At 63.3% G+C, this 17,423-nt stretch carries 13 protein-coding genes; 6 read left to right on the plus strand and 7 right to left on the minus strand.

Translation table 11 applies throughout. The features are described from left to right. Positions 1-487: 487 nt before the first annotated feature. Together K32_RS01710 and K32_RS01715 are read right to left on the minus strand one after the other, a co-directional pair. Positions 488-3,187 (minus strand): TonB-dependent receptor, encoded by a 2,700-nt coding sequence (locus tag K32_RS01710; RefSeq protein WP_201402367.1) that lies wholly within the window; start codon positions 3,185-3,187, stop codon positions 488-490. Positions 3,188-3,310: 123 nt separating this feature from the next. Beyond that, complete coding sequence (locus K32_RS01715; protein WP_201402368.1) at positions 3,311-4,738, minus strand: MFS transporter; 1,428 nt, start codon at positions 4,736-4,738, stop codon at positions 3,311-3,313. Between the two features lie 68 nt (positions 4,739-4,806). Here K32_RS01715 and K32_RS01720 point away from each other — a divergent pair, with 68 nt between their 5' ends. Continuing rightward, entirely contained in the window at positions 4,807-5,232 is a 426-nt protein-coding gene (locus K32_RS01720) for a helix-turn-helix domain-containing protein (protein ID WP_201402369.1), read from the plus strand. A 33-nt stretch (positions 5,233-5,265) separates the two neighbouring features. Here K32_RS01720 and K32_RS01725 read toward each other — a convergent pair whose 3' ends face one another. After that, a complete protein-coding gene (locus tag K32_RS01725) occupies positions 5,266-5,625 on the minus strand; it encodes a hypothetical protein (RefSeq protein ID WP_201402370.1) in 360 nt (119 codons plus the stop codon). A 64-nt stretch (positions 5,626-5,689) separates the two neighbouring features. After that, positions 5,690-8,128, minus strand: a complete 2,439-nt coding sequence (locus tag K32_RS01730; RefSeq protein ID WP_201402371.1) for an arylsulfatase — start codon at positions 8,126-8,128, stop codon at positions 5,690-5,692. A gap of 262 nt (positions 8,129-8,390) precedes the next feature. Here K32_RS01730 and K32_RS01735 point away from each other — a divergent pair, with 262 nt between their 5' ends. Then, positions 8,391-9,020, plus strand: coding sequence for a GNAT family N-acetyltransferase (locus K32_RS01735; RefSeq protein ID WP_201402372.1), 630 nt, complete (start codon positions 8,391-8,393; stop codon positions 9,018-9,020). A 53-nt stretch (positions 9,021-9,073) separates the two neighbouring features. On the opposite strand, the gene K32_RS01740 is transcribed toward K32_RS01735, so the two are convergent. After that, positions 9,074-10,075, minus strand: coding sequence for a helix-turn-helix transcriptional regulator (locus K32_RS01740; RefSeq protein ID WP_201402373.1), 1,002 nt, complete (start codon positions 10,073-10,075; stop codon positions 9,074-9,076). 250 nt (positions 10,076-10,325) lie between these two features. Between K32_RS01740 and K32_RS01745 the strand changes: the two genes are divergently transcribed. After that, positions 10,326-11,150, plus strand: coding sequence for a phosphatase PAP2 family protein (locus K32_RS01745; protein ID WP_244669778.1), 825 nt, complete (start codon positions 10,326-10,328; stop codon positions 11,148-11,150). 287 nt (positions 11,151-11,437) lie between these two features. Beyond that, a complete protein-coding gene (locus K32_RS01750; RefSeq protein ID WP_244669950.1) occupies positions 11,438-12,229 on the plus strand; it encodes an EAL domain-containing protein in 792 nt (263 codons plus the stop codon). Positions 12,230-12,402: 173 nt separating this feature from the next. Here the strand turns inward: K32_RS01750 and K32_RS01755 are convergent, their stop codons facing one another. Both K32_RS01755 and K32_RS24925 read right to left on the minus strand, forming a co-directional pair. Then, positions 12,403-13,239, minus strand: coding sequence for a phytanoyl-CoA dioxygenase family protein (locus K32_RS01755; protein ID WP_201402375.1), 837 nt, complete (start codon positions 13,237-13,239; stop codon positions 12,403-12,405). A 68-nt stretch (positions 13,240-13,307) separates the two neighbouring features. Next, positions 13,308-13,448, minus strand: a complete 141-nt coding sequence (locus K32_RS24925; RefSeq protein WP_244670031.1) for a hypothetical protein — start codon at positions 13,446-13,448, stop codon at positions 13,308-13,310. On the opposite strand from K32_RS24925, the gene K32_RS01760 reads away from it, so the two are divergent. Together K32_RS01760 and K32_RS01765 are read left to right on the plus strand one after the other, a co-directional pair. Beyond that, the gene (locus K32_RS01760) at positions 13,384-14,388 is read left to right on the plus strand and encodes a LacI family DNA-binding transcriptional regulator (RefSeq protein ID WP_244669951.1); all 1,005 of its coding nucleotides are present in this window, start codon (positions 13,384-13,386) and stop codon (positions 14,386-14,388) included. The genes K32_RS24925 and K32_RS01760 overlap by 65 nt on opposite strands. A gap of 746 nt (positions 14,389-15,134) precedes the next feature. Beyond that, a complete protein-coding gene (locus K32_RS01765) occupies positions 15,135-16,574 on the plus strand; it encodes a hypothetical protein (protein WP_201402376.1) in 1,440 nt (479 codons plus the stop codon). The last annotated feature ends 849 nt before the right edge of the window (positions 16,575-17,423 follow it).

Consider the following 17,423-nt stretch of genomic DNA (forward strand, 5'->3'; position numbering starts at 1 on the left):
CATTCGCGCGACGCCGAGGCGACGCCCGCGAGGCGACCGGGGAATGGGATCAAGGGGACGAGCGGCGCGAGATCGACCCTGCGGGCGCGTCAAGGCGCGCGTCGGGGAACGCGCCATCGCGCCGGAAACCGGCGCATAGCGGCGCGCGGGGCGGAATTCGTCCCGGGATGGAGTTCGCTGATAGCGGGGCGATCGATCGCTCGATCCGCCTCCGTCGCGGCCTTCGTTTCGGTTTGCCCCCTGCGCGCGTCGGCGGGAAGGGGGCTCGGTACTATCGGGGTCGTCGGATGGCATCAGGCGACAGGGCCGGGCAACGGAAGGATCCTCGGGGCATGTTGGCAAAGCGGTCAGACGACCGGTCGCCGCCAGATTAATACGGCTTGCGCGACAGGTCCATGGATTGTCTCGCGTGAAACGAGCACGGCCTTCCGCCCGCGGATAGGACCGCGGGCGGAAGGCCGTCATTTTCACGAGGCGATGAGGCTGTTCAGAAGTTTGCGGTCAGGCCGGCCCAGATCGTGCGGCCGGGGCCGGGGACGTTCGAGAGGCCGAGCGGATCGACATAGTACTGGTCGGCAACGTTCTCGACGCGCAGTTCGGCGGTCAGGGTGTCGTTGACCTTGTACTCGGCGAACAGGTCGACCAGCGTGTAGGGATCCCAGTTGATCGGCAGGATGAACGGCGCGGCGCCCTGGACGGTCGGCTGATCAGAGCCGATCGCCTTCGGCCCGATATAGCTGACGCGTCCGCCGATGGTCAGCGCCTCGTCGAAGAGCTTTTGCGAGACCGTGAGGCTGACGGAATATTCCGGCGGCACCTGATTGGTCGCATAGTCGCCATAGAGCGTGCTGTTGGAGCAGGTCGACGCGGTCGGGCAGAATTCGATGTCGGTGTAGTAGTTCGCCGCGAGATCCAGCGACAGACCGGCCAGCGCGTAGTGGCCGGTGAACTCGATGCCACGGAACCTGGCTTCGTCGATATTGCCGACGGCGAGACCCTTGGTGACGATACCTCCGGTGTACTGGAGATCGACGACACGGCGGGCGATGTAGTCGGTGACGCGATTGTCGAACCAGCCGAGCTTCAGCCAGACTTCGTCCCCGGTCGCGACGACGTTGTCGCGCATCAGGTTCATGCCGAGCTCCCAATTGTGGGCGCGCTCTGGGACGATGTCCGGCGTCACATAGGTGAAGGCCATGCTGGCCGATTCCGAAAGGGCCGGGGAGCGCAATCCTTCTGAATAACGGGCGAAGAGCTGCATGCCGTCCATCGGCGTCACCACGGCGCCGATCGCCGGCGCGATGCCCGAGCCGTCGCGATGGTCGGTCTGCCCGATGAACAGCTTGCCGTTGGTGTCGCGCGCCTCGGAGCGATCCAGGGTGTTGTAGCTCTGGTAGCGCAGTCCGGCATCGAAGGTGAGCCAGTCCAGCGCCTTCCATTCGGCATTGGCATAGACAGCCGTCTCCTCGCGCGTGCCGTTGCGCGGGCCATAGGGATATTCGAGCACGCGCGTCAGCTCCGTCGGCCTGGCGTCCTCGCTCAGATACGAGGCGCCATAGTGCAGCGAGACATCGCCCAGGGGCGTCTGCCACAGCGAGGTATTGCCGATATCGCCGCCCCACATCAGCGTATCGGATCCGATCAGGATGCGCTCCAGCAGGGGATTGGGCAGACCGAGCGGCGTTGTCTTGGACCGGCCCGCCGTGGTCGGATTGCGGGTCTCCAGGGCGCTGACCCAGAGACGGGCCTTGAGGTCGACGAGATCGTTGTCCTGCGGGTTCCAGGCGTAGGTCGCCGTTCCAGTGTCGGTGCGGGCCCGGGCAAGCCAGTTCTGGACCGGCCGGGAGGACATATCGGACATGATCGAGGCGCGGATGTCTCCCTGCTCGCTGCGGAACCCCGTATAGCCGAGCTCGAAGCTCTGGCCGTCGCCGAACAGGAGCTTGCCCTTGGCGAGCCAGGACTCGGTGTCGAGTGAGGTGTTCAGCACTTCCTCGCCGCGACGATAATTGGTGAGGCCCAGATTCTTGTAGACGTTGTTCTGGGTCTGGCAGCCAAAGGTGTCGCAGACCTGGACAGGGCCGAGATTGCCGCTGGGCGCGGCGACGGGGCCATGGGTTCCGGCGTGGTAGTTGCCGTTTTCACGCCGGGCATAGGCGGCGACCACCTCGTAATTGTCGCCGCGCGCGGCGGCGGCCGCGCTGCCATAGCCGCGCGTCGCCTCGAGCAGACCGGGCTTGTCGAGGCCGGCCGCGTCGCCCGGCCGGGGCGGCAGGCCGATATTGGGCAGGAAGAAGATCATGCCGCCCAGCGTGCCGCGATCGGGCACCGACGACGTGTTGGTGCCGACTCCGCCCTTGATCCGGAGGCCGATGTTCTTACCGTCCTTGATGATATCGTTGGCGTCGATCGTGCGCATGGCGACGGATCCGCCGATGCCGCCAAAGGGGCCCGAGGCCGGGCCCTTGGAGATGTCGATGCCGCCGATCAGGTCCGGATCGACATAGGAGCGGTTGCTGACGCCCTGGTAGCCCTGATAGGCCGTGGTCGAGTTCATCGCGCCGTCGATCGTGACGGGGACGCGGCCCATGCCCTGCATGCCGCGGATGTTGATGTCGATCGCCGCGCCGTTGCGGCTTTCGGCGGACATCACACCCGGCGTTCCGCGAAAAATGTCGCCGGGCGAACTGCCGCGGAAACGCTCTATCGTCTGCTGCGAGATGTAGGAGACGGCGGCCGGCGTCTCGAATACCTGCTCGGCCGAACGGATGCCGCCGCCTCCCCCCGTCACGTCGATCACGTCGAGAACGGTCGAGCCGTCGGTCGCGACGGGCGCGGCCGGCGATCCGGCGGCGCCGATTGCCGCCGTCGTGGCGTTCGGGAAGGAGAAGGCGAGGCCGGAGCCGGCGAGGATGCGCGCCAGCGCCTCGTCGCGCGTGGCGCGGCCGGTGATCCCCGGCGAGGTCTTGCCGGTGGCAGAGGCGGCGAGATAAGTCACCTGCAGGCCGGACTGGCGGCCGAAGGCGGCCAGCGCCTGATTGAGCGGGCCGGCCGGAACCTTGAAGTCGACCGTCTCTACCGCAGCCGATTGCGCCTGCGCCGGGGTGCTCATGACCCAGCCCGCGCCGATCGCCGACGTCAGCATCAGCGCAGCCGCGAGCGTCTTGCGCGCCACTCGCCGGCGCACCGCATTGTCCGAATTCCGCATTATGACCCGGCCGTTCCCGTTGTTTGCATGAGGGCGGGATGCCGTGCCTGGTTGCTGGGTAGTGCAGTCCCTGGGGCTGATACAATCGGGATCCGGCGTTTTTCACCCGCAAGGGGAAGATTCGGATCTCGGCTCTGGTGCTCGGCTCGGCCGACCCAGGCAGGCGAGAACGAGGGCGAGCATCGTCAGGCCGGCGGCGACCAGAAATGTCGTCGCGAAGGCGTCGCCGATACGATGCGCCGGCACCTCGGCGATCGACCCGTTCCCGGCCACGACGGCGAACAACGTCGCCATCGCGGAGGCGCCGGTCATGAAGCCGAGGTTCCGTGACAGGCCGAGCAGTCCCGACAGCATCCCGCGCTGCTCTTCCCTGGAGGCCAGCATCACGACCGTGTTGTTCGCCGCCAGGAACAGCTGGAAGCCGGGCGTCAGGAGGATCAATGCGGCGACATATCCGGCAGCGCCGAATACCCTCGGCAGGAAGGCCAGACAGGCGAGGCCGACGCTCATCTGCAGCAATCCGGCCAGAAGGACACGCGGCGCGCCGAACCGGTCGGCGAAGCGTCCCGCCGGAACGCCGGCCAGGGCTGCCGTGACCGGCCCCACCGCCATGACGAGGCCGACGAGCGCCTCGTTCAGGCGCAGACCGAACGCCAGAAAGAATGGCCCGACGACCAGGGTCGACATCATGGCGGTGGAAACGAGCAGGTTCATCGTCAGCGACACGCCGAATACCCGGTCGCGCAGGATCGAGACGGGCACCAGCGGCGATGCGGATCGCGCCTCGACCATAATGAAGAGCGCGAGAGCCGCGATCGCGACGGGGAGATGCAGATCCGAGCTCCAGGCCAACGAGACCCTCCCGCCGGCTGTCGCAAGCGCATAGGCCGTCAGGGCCACGGCGAGCAGGGCGAGGCCGGGCCAGTCCGTCGTCCCGTCCGTTCGGCGGCGGCCGGGCGGCGTGGCCGGGATGGCCCTGAGGGCGAGGCCGAGCACGAGGACGGACAGGCCGGACAAGAGGACGAAGGCCGATCGCCATCCGAAGCCGGCGAGCAGCAGGCCGCCGAGCGAAGGGCCAAGCGCCGTTCCGATCGCCGACATCGTGCCGAGGAGCCCCATCGCCGACCCGACCCGTTCCTTGGCGACCGTTTCCCGCACGATCGAGATCGGCAGCGCCATGAGGATCGCGCCCCCGATGCCCTGGACGGCGCGAGCCGCGATCAGGGTTCCGAGCGTCGGGGCGGCCGCGCAGAGGATCGAGGCGACCGCAAACAGCGCCAGTCCGGCGATCATCACGCGACGATGGCCCAGTCGATCGCCCAGCCGCCCCGCCGATACGATCACCACCGTTCCCGTGATCAGATAGGCGAGAACCACCCACTGGACGTTCGAGACCGGTGCCGAGAAGGCCCGGCTCAGGGTTGGAAGCGCCACCGAGGCCATGCTGGTTCCGAGCGACGCGAGCAGCATCGCCCCGGCAAGCGCGGTTTGCGCGGCCGGCGCTCCGTCTCTCCGGATCATCCGTTTCATGGCAGTTTTCCTTGTCGCCGTCTCAGGTCGCGGCTAGGTTGCCACTTCAAGTCAACTTGAGGTCAAGCATGCTTCTTCTCGACATCGGCGTCCTGGCGGAGAGAAGCGGCGTGCCGGCCTCGACGCTGCGCTACTACGAGGAGATCGGGCTGATCCGGTCGGTGGCGCGGCACGGATTGCGACGCCAGTTCGACGCCGAGGCGCTGACACAGCTTGCCTTGATCTCGCTTGGCAAGACGGCGGGTTTCTCGCTCGAGGAAATCCGGGGGATGTTCGGCAAGGACGGCTCCGCCGATCTGCCTCGCACGGCCCTGCACCAGCGGGCCGACCAGATCGAACGGCAGATCCGCGAACTCACGACGCTCCGGAACGCACTCCGCCACGTGGCCGAATGCCCGGCCGAGCAGCATATGGAGTGCCCGAAATTCCGGAGGCTGTTGCGGCTGGCATCGCCACCTCCGAAGCCACGGCGAGCGCCCCGCCGCGAAGGCTAGGCCAGTCCCGAAGCCAGGATGGAGCGCGACAGCTCATTCGTCCAGGTACAGGTCGTGTCGCGTGAGCTCGACGGTCAGGAGCGCGGTCAGGACGGCGTGGAGCACGACCGCGGGCCAGAGCAGCACGCCGGCGAAACCTCCCGCGAGACCGAGATAGGCGAGATACAAGGTGGCCAGGGCACTGTAGGTCAGCATGCCGACCAGCGGCCAGCCGCAGGCAATCCCCAGCGAGATCAGGGCGATCCCAACCAGGCGGGCGGTCGGTATCGCCACGCCGGTCAGCGTCGCGCCGAACAGCAGCCACGCGACGAGCGACGGCGCGACGAGCAGGGCAAGACCCGTCGCGATTTCGGCCGCGGCGGCTACCGTCAGCGCCCATTTGCCCGCCCACATCGCTTTCTCGCCCCTCTTGGCTTTCTCGCCTCTCTTGGCACTCTCGCGCCCGTCGCCGCGCGGCCTAGTTGGCGCTCGCCGCCGGCTGCAGTCGGAACGTCAGCTTGTCGATCTTGCCGGTGAACCTGAACGGCGGGTCGTAGCGATATTCGGCCAGCGCGACGCCGGTGCGGGTATCGAGGCCGACGTCGAAGGTCTCGTCCTCCGGGAAGGTGACGGGAATGCCGTGCTCGAGTGTGTTAGTGGCAACCGCCTTGCCGTCGACCGACAGGACGCCTGTGCCGCCCTTGCCGAGGCCCGGGCCGGCCGAGGTGAAGTCGAAGACGATCGTGTGCTTGCCGGGCTCCAGTTCGGGCCCCTCCCACATCGTCCGCTTCAGGTCGAGGAGGTTATAGAGGAACACGACCCGGCCGCGCCCGACGCCGAAATCGCCCTTGCTGAGGAAAAGGCCGTAGCCGCCGAAACGCCCGCCCTCGGTGACGATCATGCCTTCGGCGCCGCCCTCGGGAATCTCGACCTCGGCGGTGATCGTGTAGGACTTGTTCAGGGTGCTGGGTGCGGCGCTCCCCGGCACGCCGCTCAATTCGCCGGAATAGGTGAACTCCGTGCGCCCCGCCGTCAGGCTCGGCCGCGGCGTGTTCCAGCGCGCGAGCGTCGAGTTGTCGAGCGGCAGCACGCCATATTTCCGCGCTTCCTCGTAGAAGAGATCCTGCATCTGCTTGAGCCTGTCGGGCTCCGCGGCGGCGAGATCGGTGGACTGCGTCGGATCTGCGTCGACGTTGTAGAGCTCCCAATTGTAGCCGGTGATCACGTCGGGCGGCGTCTTGGTGCTGAGCTCCCAGGGGAGCGTCGCCGGCGTCGTCGCAGCCACCCAGCCATCGTGATAGATGGCGCGATTGCCGAGCATCTCGAAATATTGCGTGCTGTGCCGGGTCGGGACGTCGGCATGGGCCTTGTCCCAGGTGTACATCATGCTCACGCCCTCGATCGGGCGCTGCGCGATGCCGTTGATCGTGTCCGGCGCCGGAATGCCGGTCGCCTCCAGGATGGTCGGCACGATGTCGATCACGTGGTGGAACTGGTTGCGGATGCCGCCGGCGTCCGTGATGTGCCCGGGCCAGGACATGGCGACGCCCTGCGCGGTGCCGCCGAAATGCGAAGGCACCTGCTTCACCCATTGGAACGGCGTATCCATCGCCCAGGCCCAGCCGGCGGAATAATGCGGGAAGGTCCGTTCCGAACCCCAGAACGGATACCAGAGGAACTGGTCCTTCACCGGCACGGCGATGCCGTTGAAGGTGGTGAACTCGTTCGGCGTGCCGTTGATCATGCCCTCGGCGCTCGCGCCGTTGTCGCCGCCGATATAGATAATCAGGGTATTGTCGAGCTCGCCGAGATCCTCGACCGCCTGGATGACCCGGCCGATCTCATGATCGGCATAGGCGAGGTAGGCGCCGTAGACATCGGCCTGCCGGATGAAGAGCTTCTTCTCCTCGAAGCCGAGCGTGTCCCATTCGGGCAGCCCCTTCGGCCACGCCGTCAGCCTGGCGTTCTCCGGCATGATGCCGAGCCGCTTCTGGTTGGCGAAGATCGTCTCGCGCAGCTTGTTCCAGCCCTGGTCGAACAGGTGCATGTCGCTGATCTTCTTGAACCACTCGGGCGTCGGATGATGCGGCGCGTGGGTGGCGCCCGGCACGTAGTAGACAAACCAGGGCTTGTCCGGCGCGATCTCCTTCAGTTGCTGGATGTGCTGGATCGCGTCGTCGGCCATCGCCGTCTCGAGGTTCCAGCCCGGATTGCCCTCGAACGGGTAGATCGCGGTGGTGTTGCGGAAGAGGTTCGGCTGCCACTGGCTCGCGTCGCCGCCGACGAAACCATAGAAATAGTCGAACCCCATCCCCGTCGGCCACTGGTTGAACGGTCCCGCCTGGCTCGACTGGTAGGAGGGCGTGTTGTGGTCCTTGCCGAACCACGACGTGGCGTAGCCGTTCTCCTTGAGGATGGTCCCGATCGTGCCCTTCTCGATCGGAATGATGGAATCATAGCCCGGATAGCCGGTCGCGATCTCGCCGACGACGCCGAAGCCGACCGAATGATGATTGCGCCCAGTGATCAGCGCCGCGCGGGTCGGCGAGCAGAGCGAGGTGGAATGGAAATTGGTGAAGCGCAGCCCGGAACGGGCGATGCGATCCATAGCCGGCGTCGGAATGACGCCGCCGAACGTGCTCGGCGCGCCGAAACCCTGATCGTCCGTCATGATGAGGAGGACGTTGGGGGCGCCCTTCGGCGGCACAACGCGGGGCGCCCACCAGGGCGTCGAGTCCGACGCCCTTTCCTTGATCACGCCGCCGAACTTCGGGTCCGGCGGCGGCAGCTGCTTGCCCGTTATGGTGGTCGTGGCCCCGGGAGATCCGACGTCTCCGGTCGTCTGCTGGGCCGAGGCGGCGACGCAACCAAGGGCGATGAAAACCGAACTCGCAAGGATTTTTCGAAGGCTGTTCATTTCGAATGCCTCCAAATATCAGTCCTTAGTTAGAATACTCGCAGTCAAAAGGTCTTTTATTCTCAAAGTAATAGATGGGATATGGATCACCGCGGCGGGCCGGCAAGCTCGCCGTCGTGACGACAGCGGTAAACTTGTGGAGAGCCGCCGGCTTCTGGGGCATGGCCGCCGGGCTCGAGCGACAGATCGCGCCCTTGCCATGCGCCGGCCTGCCATGCGAGGGGCGGGAGGAAACCAGTCCGATCCGGTATGTGAAGGAACCATGCAGTTGACCAGCGCCGTCGCCCCCGCCCTTCCCAACGGCTATTCCTCGGTCGCGGCCGGCCATCTCGCCGCCGTCGTGACCAGCCTCGAGATGAGGGAGCGCCCGGCGCCACGGTCCGCGCAGGCGTTTCCCGCGGGGATCAGCCTGCAGCCCCTAGGACGGCCTTCGGTCGAGCGCTATCGCGCCCTTTATCGCGCGGTCGGCGAGGATTGGCTGTGGGTGTCCCGGCTCGTCATGCCGGACGACAAGCTGCGCGCCATCCTGGAGGACCCTCTGGTCGAGATCTTCGCGCTGCAGAAGGACGGCGTCGACGCGGGCATCCTCGAACTCGATTTTCGCGAGCCGGATACCTGCGAGCTCGCCTTCTTCGGCGTGACCATGGCCGTGCAGGGAAGCGGCATGGGCCGGGCGCTGATGAACCAGGCGATCGAACGGGCCTGGTCGCGCCCGATCCGGCGCTTCTGGGTCCACACCTGCACGCTCGATCACCCCGCCGCGCTCGACTTCTACCGCCGCTCGGGCTTCACGCCCTTCGCGTTCCAGGTGGAAGTCATGCCGGACCCGCGCCTGACCGGTGCGATGCCGAGAAACTGCGCGCCGCAAATCCCGATTGTCGAAGCCGATTGAGGGAGGCGCGCCTCCCTCTCGCTGGATGTTCCCGATCGACCGGCGCTGCCGTCCTATCCCAGCCTGGATCGATCGCGAAACTGTCGCGGTGTAACGCCGGATATCCGGCGGAAGGCGCGGCTGAAATGCGCCGGATCCGTGTATCCAGAAGAATAGGCGATATCGATGATCTTCGAATCCGTGCTGCGCAGCAGCTTGCTGGCGTTCTCGTATCGAACGGTCTCCAGTATATCGGAGTAGGTCAGGCCGATATGGTAGAGCTTTCGTTGCAGGGTCCGCGTGCTGACGCCCGCCATCTCCGCGACAACAGCCAGAGTCGGCGTGTTCTCGTCGAGATAGGCCGGCAGCATCAGCTTGATCAGCTCGACGATGTCGTAGCCCGAAGGGCCGTCTTCCGTGTCTAACGGAGGCGGAATGGATGCTCCGGCGCGAATGGAGAGACTGAGATGCGCGATCGGCACGCTGATCCAGGAGGCGTGTTGGCCTGACAGAAACCGCACGTTTGGCCAGAGGGCCAGGGTCGCGCGACCGGGCGTATAGCGGGCTTCAAAGGCAATCGTATCCGGCATCCAGTCGGGCCCGGCAAATTGGCGGACGATGTAGACGGGAAAGACGAGCTGGAGCCATTGCGAATGCTCCAGATGCCGCAGCGCACTCGTCCCGGAAAGCCTGCTGCAGATGCGCACGTGATCGACATGGTGCTCGATCCACAGGCTCAGAATGGTATCCTCGCGCGCGGCCCATTTGCAGGCGTGCTGCAGAGCCACGAGCAGTGTCGGAGAGTGCTCGATCAGCGCCCGAGTCTTGTCTCGCAGATGCGAATAATGCAGCCGCTGTGTGGCCAGAAAGCCGAAGTCCTCAATGCCCTGGGACCTCTGCGCGGCTTCGATGAAGCGGATGGCCGGCATCAGCGGAATATAAAGCTGGCTTTTTTCTTCCAGCGCCGAAGGAAGGCGAAACTTCTCCAAAGTTGAACTGACGGGGGAGCCGCTATCGCGAAGAATCCCGACGAAAGGAAGAAGAAACTGGCCTCGCGTCAAAGGGATGTTCGCCAATGGATTTCGCCGCGCTTACGGGGTTAGTCCCTGCACCGGGTTCCTGTACCGGCAAGGTTGACGATAGCAAGCCGTGATTGGCGCGAAATGGCAAGATTGCGATTTGCCTTTGCCCGAAATGAATCGCGTGGAACTCGCTTGTCGACACGAAAATCGACCGGCCGCTGGTATCCGCGAACGATCCGCCGGACGGCTGGTGGCGACATCGTCGCTTTGCCTGTCCGCGAGCATAAAGGGACTGGGAATATCAATGATCGGGAATGCAGTTCGGGCCGTTGCCGTCTCCGTGTCTGCCCTGCTGGGGGTTTGCGGGCAGAGTTTCGCCCAATCAGATGAAGCCCAGCCCAACGTCACCGATCCGCATTTCAAGATTGCGCCGGGCTATCTGCAGCGGTCCGATCTGCCCGACAGCCTGATGCTGCTCGGCCCGCCTCCCGCGCCGGACTCGGCTGCGCTGGCGAGAGACGAGGAGGCGCGCAAGGCGACGCTCGCTCTGCGCACCACCGACCGCTGGAAGCTTGCCGCCAGCGACGCCGATCTCTCCTTCCCGCAGGCGGCGGATAATTTCTCCTGCGCGATGGGTGTCGGCATCAACGAAACGGACACGCCGCGTCTCTATGCGATGATGCAGAAGATGTTGTCGGATCTTGGCCTGTCGACCTATGGCGTGAAGAACAAATACAACCGGACGCGCCCCTTCGTCGTGCACAGTGAAGCGACCTGCAGGGCGGATCAGGAGCCAATTCTGCGGGAGGACGGCTCTTATCCCTCGGGCCATACGGCCGCGGGATGGGGATGGGCGCTGGTCTTCGCGGAGATCAATCCCGAGCGGGCGAACGAGTTGCTCCGGCGTGGCATCGAGTTCGGCCAGAGCCGAGTGATCTGCGACGCGCATTGGCAGAGCGATGTCGACGCGGGCCGCATCATGGGCGCGGCGACCGTCGCGCGGCTGCAGACCGATCCGGTCTTCCTTGCCGATCTGGAAGCAGCCAAGGCCGAGGTGGCGCAGGCGAAGCTGAAGCAGACCGCGGCGCCGGATTGCAAGGCCGAGGCATCCGCCCTGTCCCAGCCATAAGCCAGGCCTGATCGAAGGACGCATCCCTAAAGGTCCGCCCATCTCAAGCGAGGGGAGCCAAGGCCGTGTTCGAAACGATGCTTGCGGCCCTCGGGCAGGATATGCGGAACAGAGGCGAGGGCTCGCGAGCCCTCGCGTCCAGCCCCGGCGTCCCAGCCTCTCCCCCGCACTCCGACGCATCGATGCGCCTCTGCATGCCCACGGCGGCAGAGGCGGCGCGCGACCCCTCCAAGCCTCTGGCCCGAACCGAGCCCCTTCAACCCGCGCCAGGGGATGGTGGCTTGGCCATGAAATCACGGCTTCTCGCTGAGATCGAAAGCGGATTGCGGCAGAACACCTTCGAGCTTCACTACCAACCCATCGTGTCCCTGACGGTCGAACGCGCCCCCTCGCTGGAGGCGCTCATGCGCTGGCGCCATCCGGATCGCGGCCTCTTGTTGCCCGCCGCGTTCAGGAGGGGTTTTGCCGAGCCGCGCATCCGCGCGGCTTTTGGCATGTACATGCTCGACAGGGTCTTCAGCGACCTCGTCGCCTTCCAGGAGCAAGGCCTCGCGCTCGACCGCGTCGCCATCAATCTGACCGGTTCCGATTTTCGGTCGCCGGACTTCCTGGATCGCTTCTTCGAGTTGAGCGCGAGAACGGGCATTCCGCCCACGGCCTTCTGCGCCGAGGTCACGGAGAGCATGTTTATCGGTCGCCGCCAGACCTCCCTTCAACGGGGGCTTCGCTGCCTTCATGACGCTGGCGTCGAGATCGCGCTCGACGATTTCGGGACGGGCTTTGCTTCGTTGACGCATCTGCGCCAGCTGCCGATTGACCGGCTGAAGATCGACCGAAGCTTCGTTGCGAACATGGTCGCCTCGAGGAGGGATCAGTCGATTATCCGCGGCATCATTGAAATCGCCCACAACTTGGACGCGATTGTCGTGGCCGAAGGGGTTGAGACCCTCGAGCAGGTCGAGCTACTCGCTGAGTTCGGCTGCGACATGGTGCAGGGCTGGTATTTCGGCAAGGCGTGCGAAGGGGGCTGCCTGACGGAAGTGCTCAACGCCATGCCGTCAGGGCGAAATCGCAAATAAATAGGGTCACTTATCTCGGTTGATATGAGGCATGGGAAACGGTCGGTCCGCTGACCGTCTCCCGACCGCATTGACCCTTCTGCACGCTCCATGGCGTCGGCTTGATGTGGCTCTCCGGACCTGTCCCTCCAGGATACAGGCTGGTCCAAGAGCCTATTCCTATGCGGCGAGGATCAGGTCGGATCGGCGCCCATGACGAGGCCTTCGATGTCGTGCTTCTGGGTAATCGGCACCAGCTCGTCGACGACCCGGCAGACGAGATGCTGCCTGGCGATTTCGGGGAGGGCGTCATGCCACTCCCGCGTCACCATCATGTCGTGCAGCTCGGCGTGCCCGGCGCCCGGCCTGTCGACGCCGAGCACCATGACCGGTCGAGCGATCGGCGACTGGTGTTCCGTGCCGCGATGGACCGTCAGGGCCGAGCGACAGGAAATGTCGCCGCGTTTCGGAAATTTGCGCGTCGCGCGGTCCTGGAAGCGGCCCCAGAGCGCCTTGTCCGGGAACATCTCATGCTTCCACTCGCGGCCATCGTCATATTGCGTTCCCGGAGCCACTTCGAACGGCCCCATGTCCTCGGTGACATCGACGCCCGTCAAGTTGAAGGCGAGCGAAGTGATCCGGCGGTCGCGATAGGTATCGACGGGTGAGGGGAAGTCGCGGTGCCACGGCTGGTATTTGGCGCCCTGGAACGGCACGTCAAAGCCGATCTCGACGATCTGGTAGTCCGATCCGAGCACGTTGGTGCAGACATCGACGACCCACGGATGGGTGATGAGGTCGACGAAGCCGCGAAGCGCCTGCGGGTGGATCTCGACATACCAGCGGCGGGGGCCGCGGCCAACCGCGCCTCCCGGCCTTTGAATGGCCGACCAGAAGGCGGTCATCATGTCCTCGCGCATCTCGTCGGCCCATGCCGGACTGAAGGCCCCCTTCAGTCCGATGATGCCGTCCTCCGCGAGCAGCGCTCTCTGTGCGGCAATATCGTAGTCAAATGCCGGCGTCGTGTTCATCTGGTTCTCCTCCCGATTTCGGAGAAGCCTACCGGTGCTAATAATTATTAGTCAATGGTCGATTTTTATCACGTGGTGTAGAGGAGCAGGGCGGGGGACAGCATGAGCGGCGGCAAAACGATGAAGCGCGTGACCATGATGGATGTGGCCAAGGCGGCGGGCTGCTCCCAGGCGACGGTCTCCGTCGTCCTCAACAATGTCACGGACATCAAGATATCGCCCGACCTCCGCACGCGCGTGCTGGAAGCGGCGCGCAGGCTTGGCTACGGGCTCGCAAGCCCCATCCGTCGCGCCGGCCTCGGAGACCTCCGGGGCGGCTGCATCGGCTTCATCGTCGACCAGCTCGCGACGACGCCGGAAGCGGTCAACGCGATCGAGGGCGCCCGGCATGCCTCCTGGGAAAACGACGTGACCATTCTGGTCGCGCAGACGCAGGGGCGGGCCGAGCATGAGCGCAAGGCGGTGGCGCGCCTTCTGCAGGCCGGCGCACAGGGCATCGTTTATATGTCGATCTTTACCCGCCGCGTATCGATCGACGCGGTCTTCGACGACCTGCCCGTACCGCTCGTCCTGCTCAACTGCTATACCAGCGACAATCGCTTTCCCGCGGTCGTGCCGGACGAGGCGACCGGCGGACACATGGCAACGGCCTCTCTGATCGGGAAGGGGCACAGACGCATCGCCACGATCGTCGGCGAAAGCTTCATGGAAGCCGCACAGGACCGGCTCGCCGGCTATCGCCAGGCGCTCGCCGAGGCAGGGCTCGCCTATGACGACCGTCTGGTGGTCGAGGGAAACTGGACGCCGACCTCCGGCTTCGAGTCGACCCAGAAGCTCCTGTCGCTCGAGGAACCGCCGACAGCGATTTTTTGCCAGAATGACAAGATGGCCATGGGTTGCTTCAACGCCATCACAGAGGCGGGGATGCGGATCCCGGACGATCTTTCCGTCGTCGGCTATGACGACGACGAGATTTCCCGCCATCTGCGCCCGCAACTGACAACGCTGGAACTGCCCCATCGCCCGATGGGCGCCTGGGCAATCGAACAGCTTGCAAGGAAGCCGCTCGCGGGCCGGCATGAAATCCACAAGGTCGGATGCACGCTCATCGAGCGAGCCTCCACAAAAGGTTGCGTCACTCGTCAGTAGGGGGCTCTGGGGTCGGGCCCCACCGATCGGCCAAGCTCTATAGCTTCGGGCTCAGCTCAGGGGCTTCCGGATCGTCCCGACAAGCGGGAACGGCCGAACCCTTTGCGGCACAAGAACTTCAGCAGAGTCGGTTGGGAAATGGTGCTGCAAGAGAGGATTGAACTCGCTTCGCACGCTCCAAACCCTAGGAAAACTGCGGGCTTCCGAGAGGTGGCCCGCTAGGCTGTGGCACGGTCCTGTAGCACGATGTGGGTTGAAGGAACAAGAGTGCAGTACGAGAGTTCAGGCCGTCAACGAAACTCCTCCGACACCACCAAAATGGCGCTTGCAAGGTGCCGCGAGACGCTCATGGTGGGCAACAAGCGCGCCGGAAGAAGGCGCAGCCCCGTCAATTTCCATTCTTTCCGCCGTTGGTTTGTCACAAGGGCGGAGCGACCGGGCCAGCCGAAGAGTGAGCGGCTACTCGGGTGAACCTCAATTCAGCAAAATAGGGGCACGTGGAAGCTGTGGGCCTCGTGCCCTCCAATTGCGATCGAGGCTAAAGATCGCTGGGATTTCAAGCCTACGTTTGTTGCCCAGACAAAAAGAAGTGAAAGCAAGTTTCTCGCGCTATGCTCGGCAATTCGATGAAGCCGAATGATTTCCTGCCTTGTTTGATGGGCGGACCAACCTCCCGGCTTATGCTGCGTCGGTGCCATTGACTGGAGGCGGCCACGTCTTCCATCTTGCCCTAGACGAGAAGGGCAATGCTGGGGGGAAAAGTGCCGCGTTTTTCAGATTTTTTCGGGCTGGGCCTGAGCCAGGCTCAGCTGGACTTTGTCGATGTCAGTAACGAGTATGATACACCCGTCTACGTTGACCCATATGCTATCGAAGTCCAAGACGACGAGTGGGCGGGGACCGCATCTGATTATATCAGGATTTTCTTTAACGAAGTACTGGAGGCGCTGACTTCAGGTGATAAAGAACGTGCGCGCAATCTCATGGCTAATCTTCGTGAGCCAGCAGAAACGTTCCTAGGTGTATCTAATATGGAACCGAAGGGCCGAGGTGTCGGGTCTCATCAAGCAAATCAACTAATCAATGCCATCCTAGGAAGTAAAGCATTCTCAACAAAACTTTTGACAGATCTCTCTGAAATGGCTCTCTATGTGGAGGGGATCGATAGGGACAAAATATCCGATCTGACGACTAACGTAATCAGAGAGTTGCTGGTTGACTACACTCAAAGCCAATGCGAACTCTACGATATAGAGACGCGGCCTTACAATGGACCTCCTCTCTGGGATGCGTCCCGCAGAAACTGGCGATCTAAACATGTAAACCTTCCATACATTGAAAACGATGCCGTAATTCTGGTCCCTAAATACATTGTTCGTAGGAAGTTGTCTCTGAATAGTCAGGATTTCTATAACAAACAAATAACTGACTTCTTGGTTTCTGAGAATATTAAAGCCAATAGCTCGCTCGTCCAGACCATAAAGGGGCGACAAAAAGTCTACAAGAAGGACATTCATACTCAGCATCCGAAGTCAAAAAATTTGATTGCGGATATGGTTGGGGCTCATCCAGACTTACTTGAGATGTACAAAGAGGTTGCTAAAAAGTACAGATCAATGGTCGTTATAGGTGACGATGACCCCACAGTGACCGCTGTTTGTGGGGATCTGGCATCGTTATTCGAACGAATTCCGGCCGGTGCCAAGACAGCAAGTGACTATCATCGCCTAATTGTTGGGTCTTTCACCGCGCTGTTTTATCCATCTCTCATTTTACCTCGCAAAGAATGGGAGATACATGATGGGCGAAAACGTATCGATATAGCCTTCATGAATTCGGCTGACGGCGGCTTCTTTGGCCAAAGGCGCGACGATCGAACAATGAACGCCAATATGGTCCTCGTTGAATGCAAGAATTATACCGACGACTTGGCGAATGAAGAAGTAGATCAGTTGCTCGGCCGCTTCGATGAAAACATAGGCAAGTTCGGGTTTATAACGTGCCGATCCGTCGACAATCTGGGGAGGCTGGAAGCCAGGCTGCGGGACGCTGCGGTGCGGAAGCAGGGCTATATTATTTGTCTGACGGATGAAGACATGAAGGCGATGCTCATCGCGAAGTCACAACTCCGAGATGAGGAGGTGGACCTGCTTCTATATGCAAAATTTCGAGACTTGATCAGCTAGTGGGCCCAGAACGGCCGAAAAATGCGAGGGGGCCAAACTCGATCGTTGCGGCCCCCACTTCCCCCCGAGGGGCTACCTTACTGAACAGCGAGAGTTAAATGAGGCTTAGCTGGAGTGGCGCGCCCGACAGGATGCCGGAGGCCGAAGTTGCGATCCGCCTTGCTGAGTACTTAACGGAGCGGCCGGACTTTCAGGGTACGGTTGACGTGGCAATAGATGGTGCGTCTGTGTCCGTCGGTGGAGTGGAGGTCTTTGACATTCGGGGGTACCTCAGGGCTTATGGCTGGCAAGCTGTGCAGGGCACTGCGGTTGGACGCAATGATTGGACCGCAGAATACACTAGAGATGCTGCGGCGATGCGCATCCACTCCCGTTCCGGCGTAGGCGATGTAGAAGCCTTAGTTGGCGGGCGGCGCCTCATTGCGGAATGTAAGAAGGGGCCGCTTGTGAAGAAGCCCGGCAGTCCGGAATATCCGTTACTGACGGCCGCCATTGGCCAAGCGCTACTTTTTCCGGCCCGCCCTGAGGATATTCTAGTTGCGGCGGTCCCGGACACGCCGACCTTTCAACGTATTGCTGCTGACTGGCGGAACCGCCCTCGACTGATCGCGTCTGGTATCCAGATTGCGCTTGTGAGTAGGCGAGGCCCGGTGACAGGGCTGGATCTCTCCTAAGTTGGCATTTGGCTATACCCTGAGAGCACATGAGAAAGGTCGCCCATGGGGTAATGAACGCGCGAGCACCGTCAGGTGTCAGCAAGTGCAATTTAATGTTCGGTTCCGCCATTGGTTTGTCACCGAGGCCGAGCGGACGGGCCAGCCTAGAGCATCATTGCGGAAGTGGTGGGGC

The organism is Kaistia sp. 32K (assembly GCF_016629525.1).
In the GTDB taxonomy this organism is placed as follows: Bacteria; Pseudomonadota; Alphaproteobacteria; order Rhizobiales; family Kaistiaceae; genus Kaistia.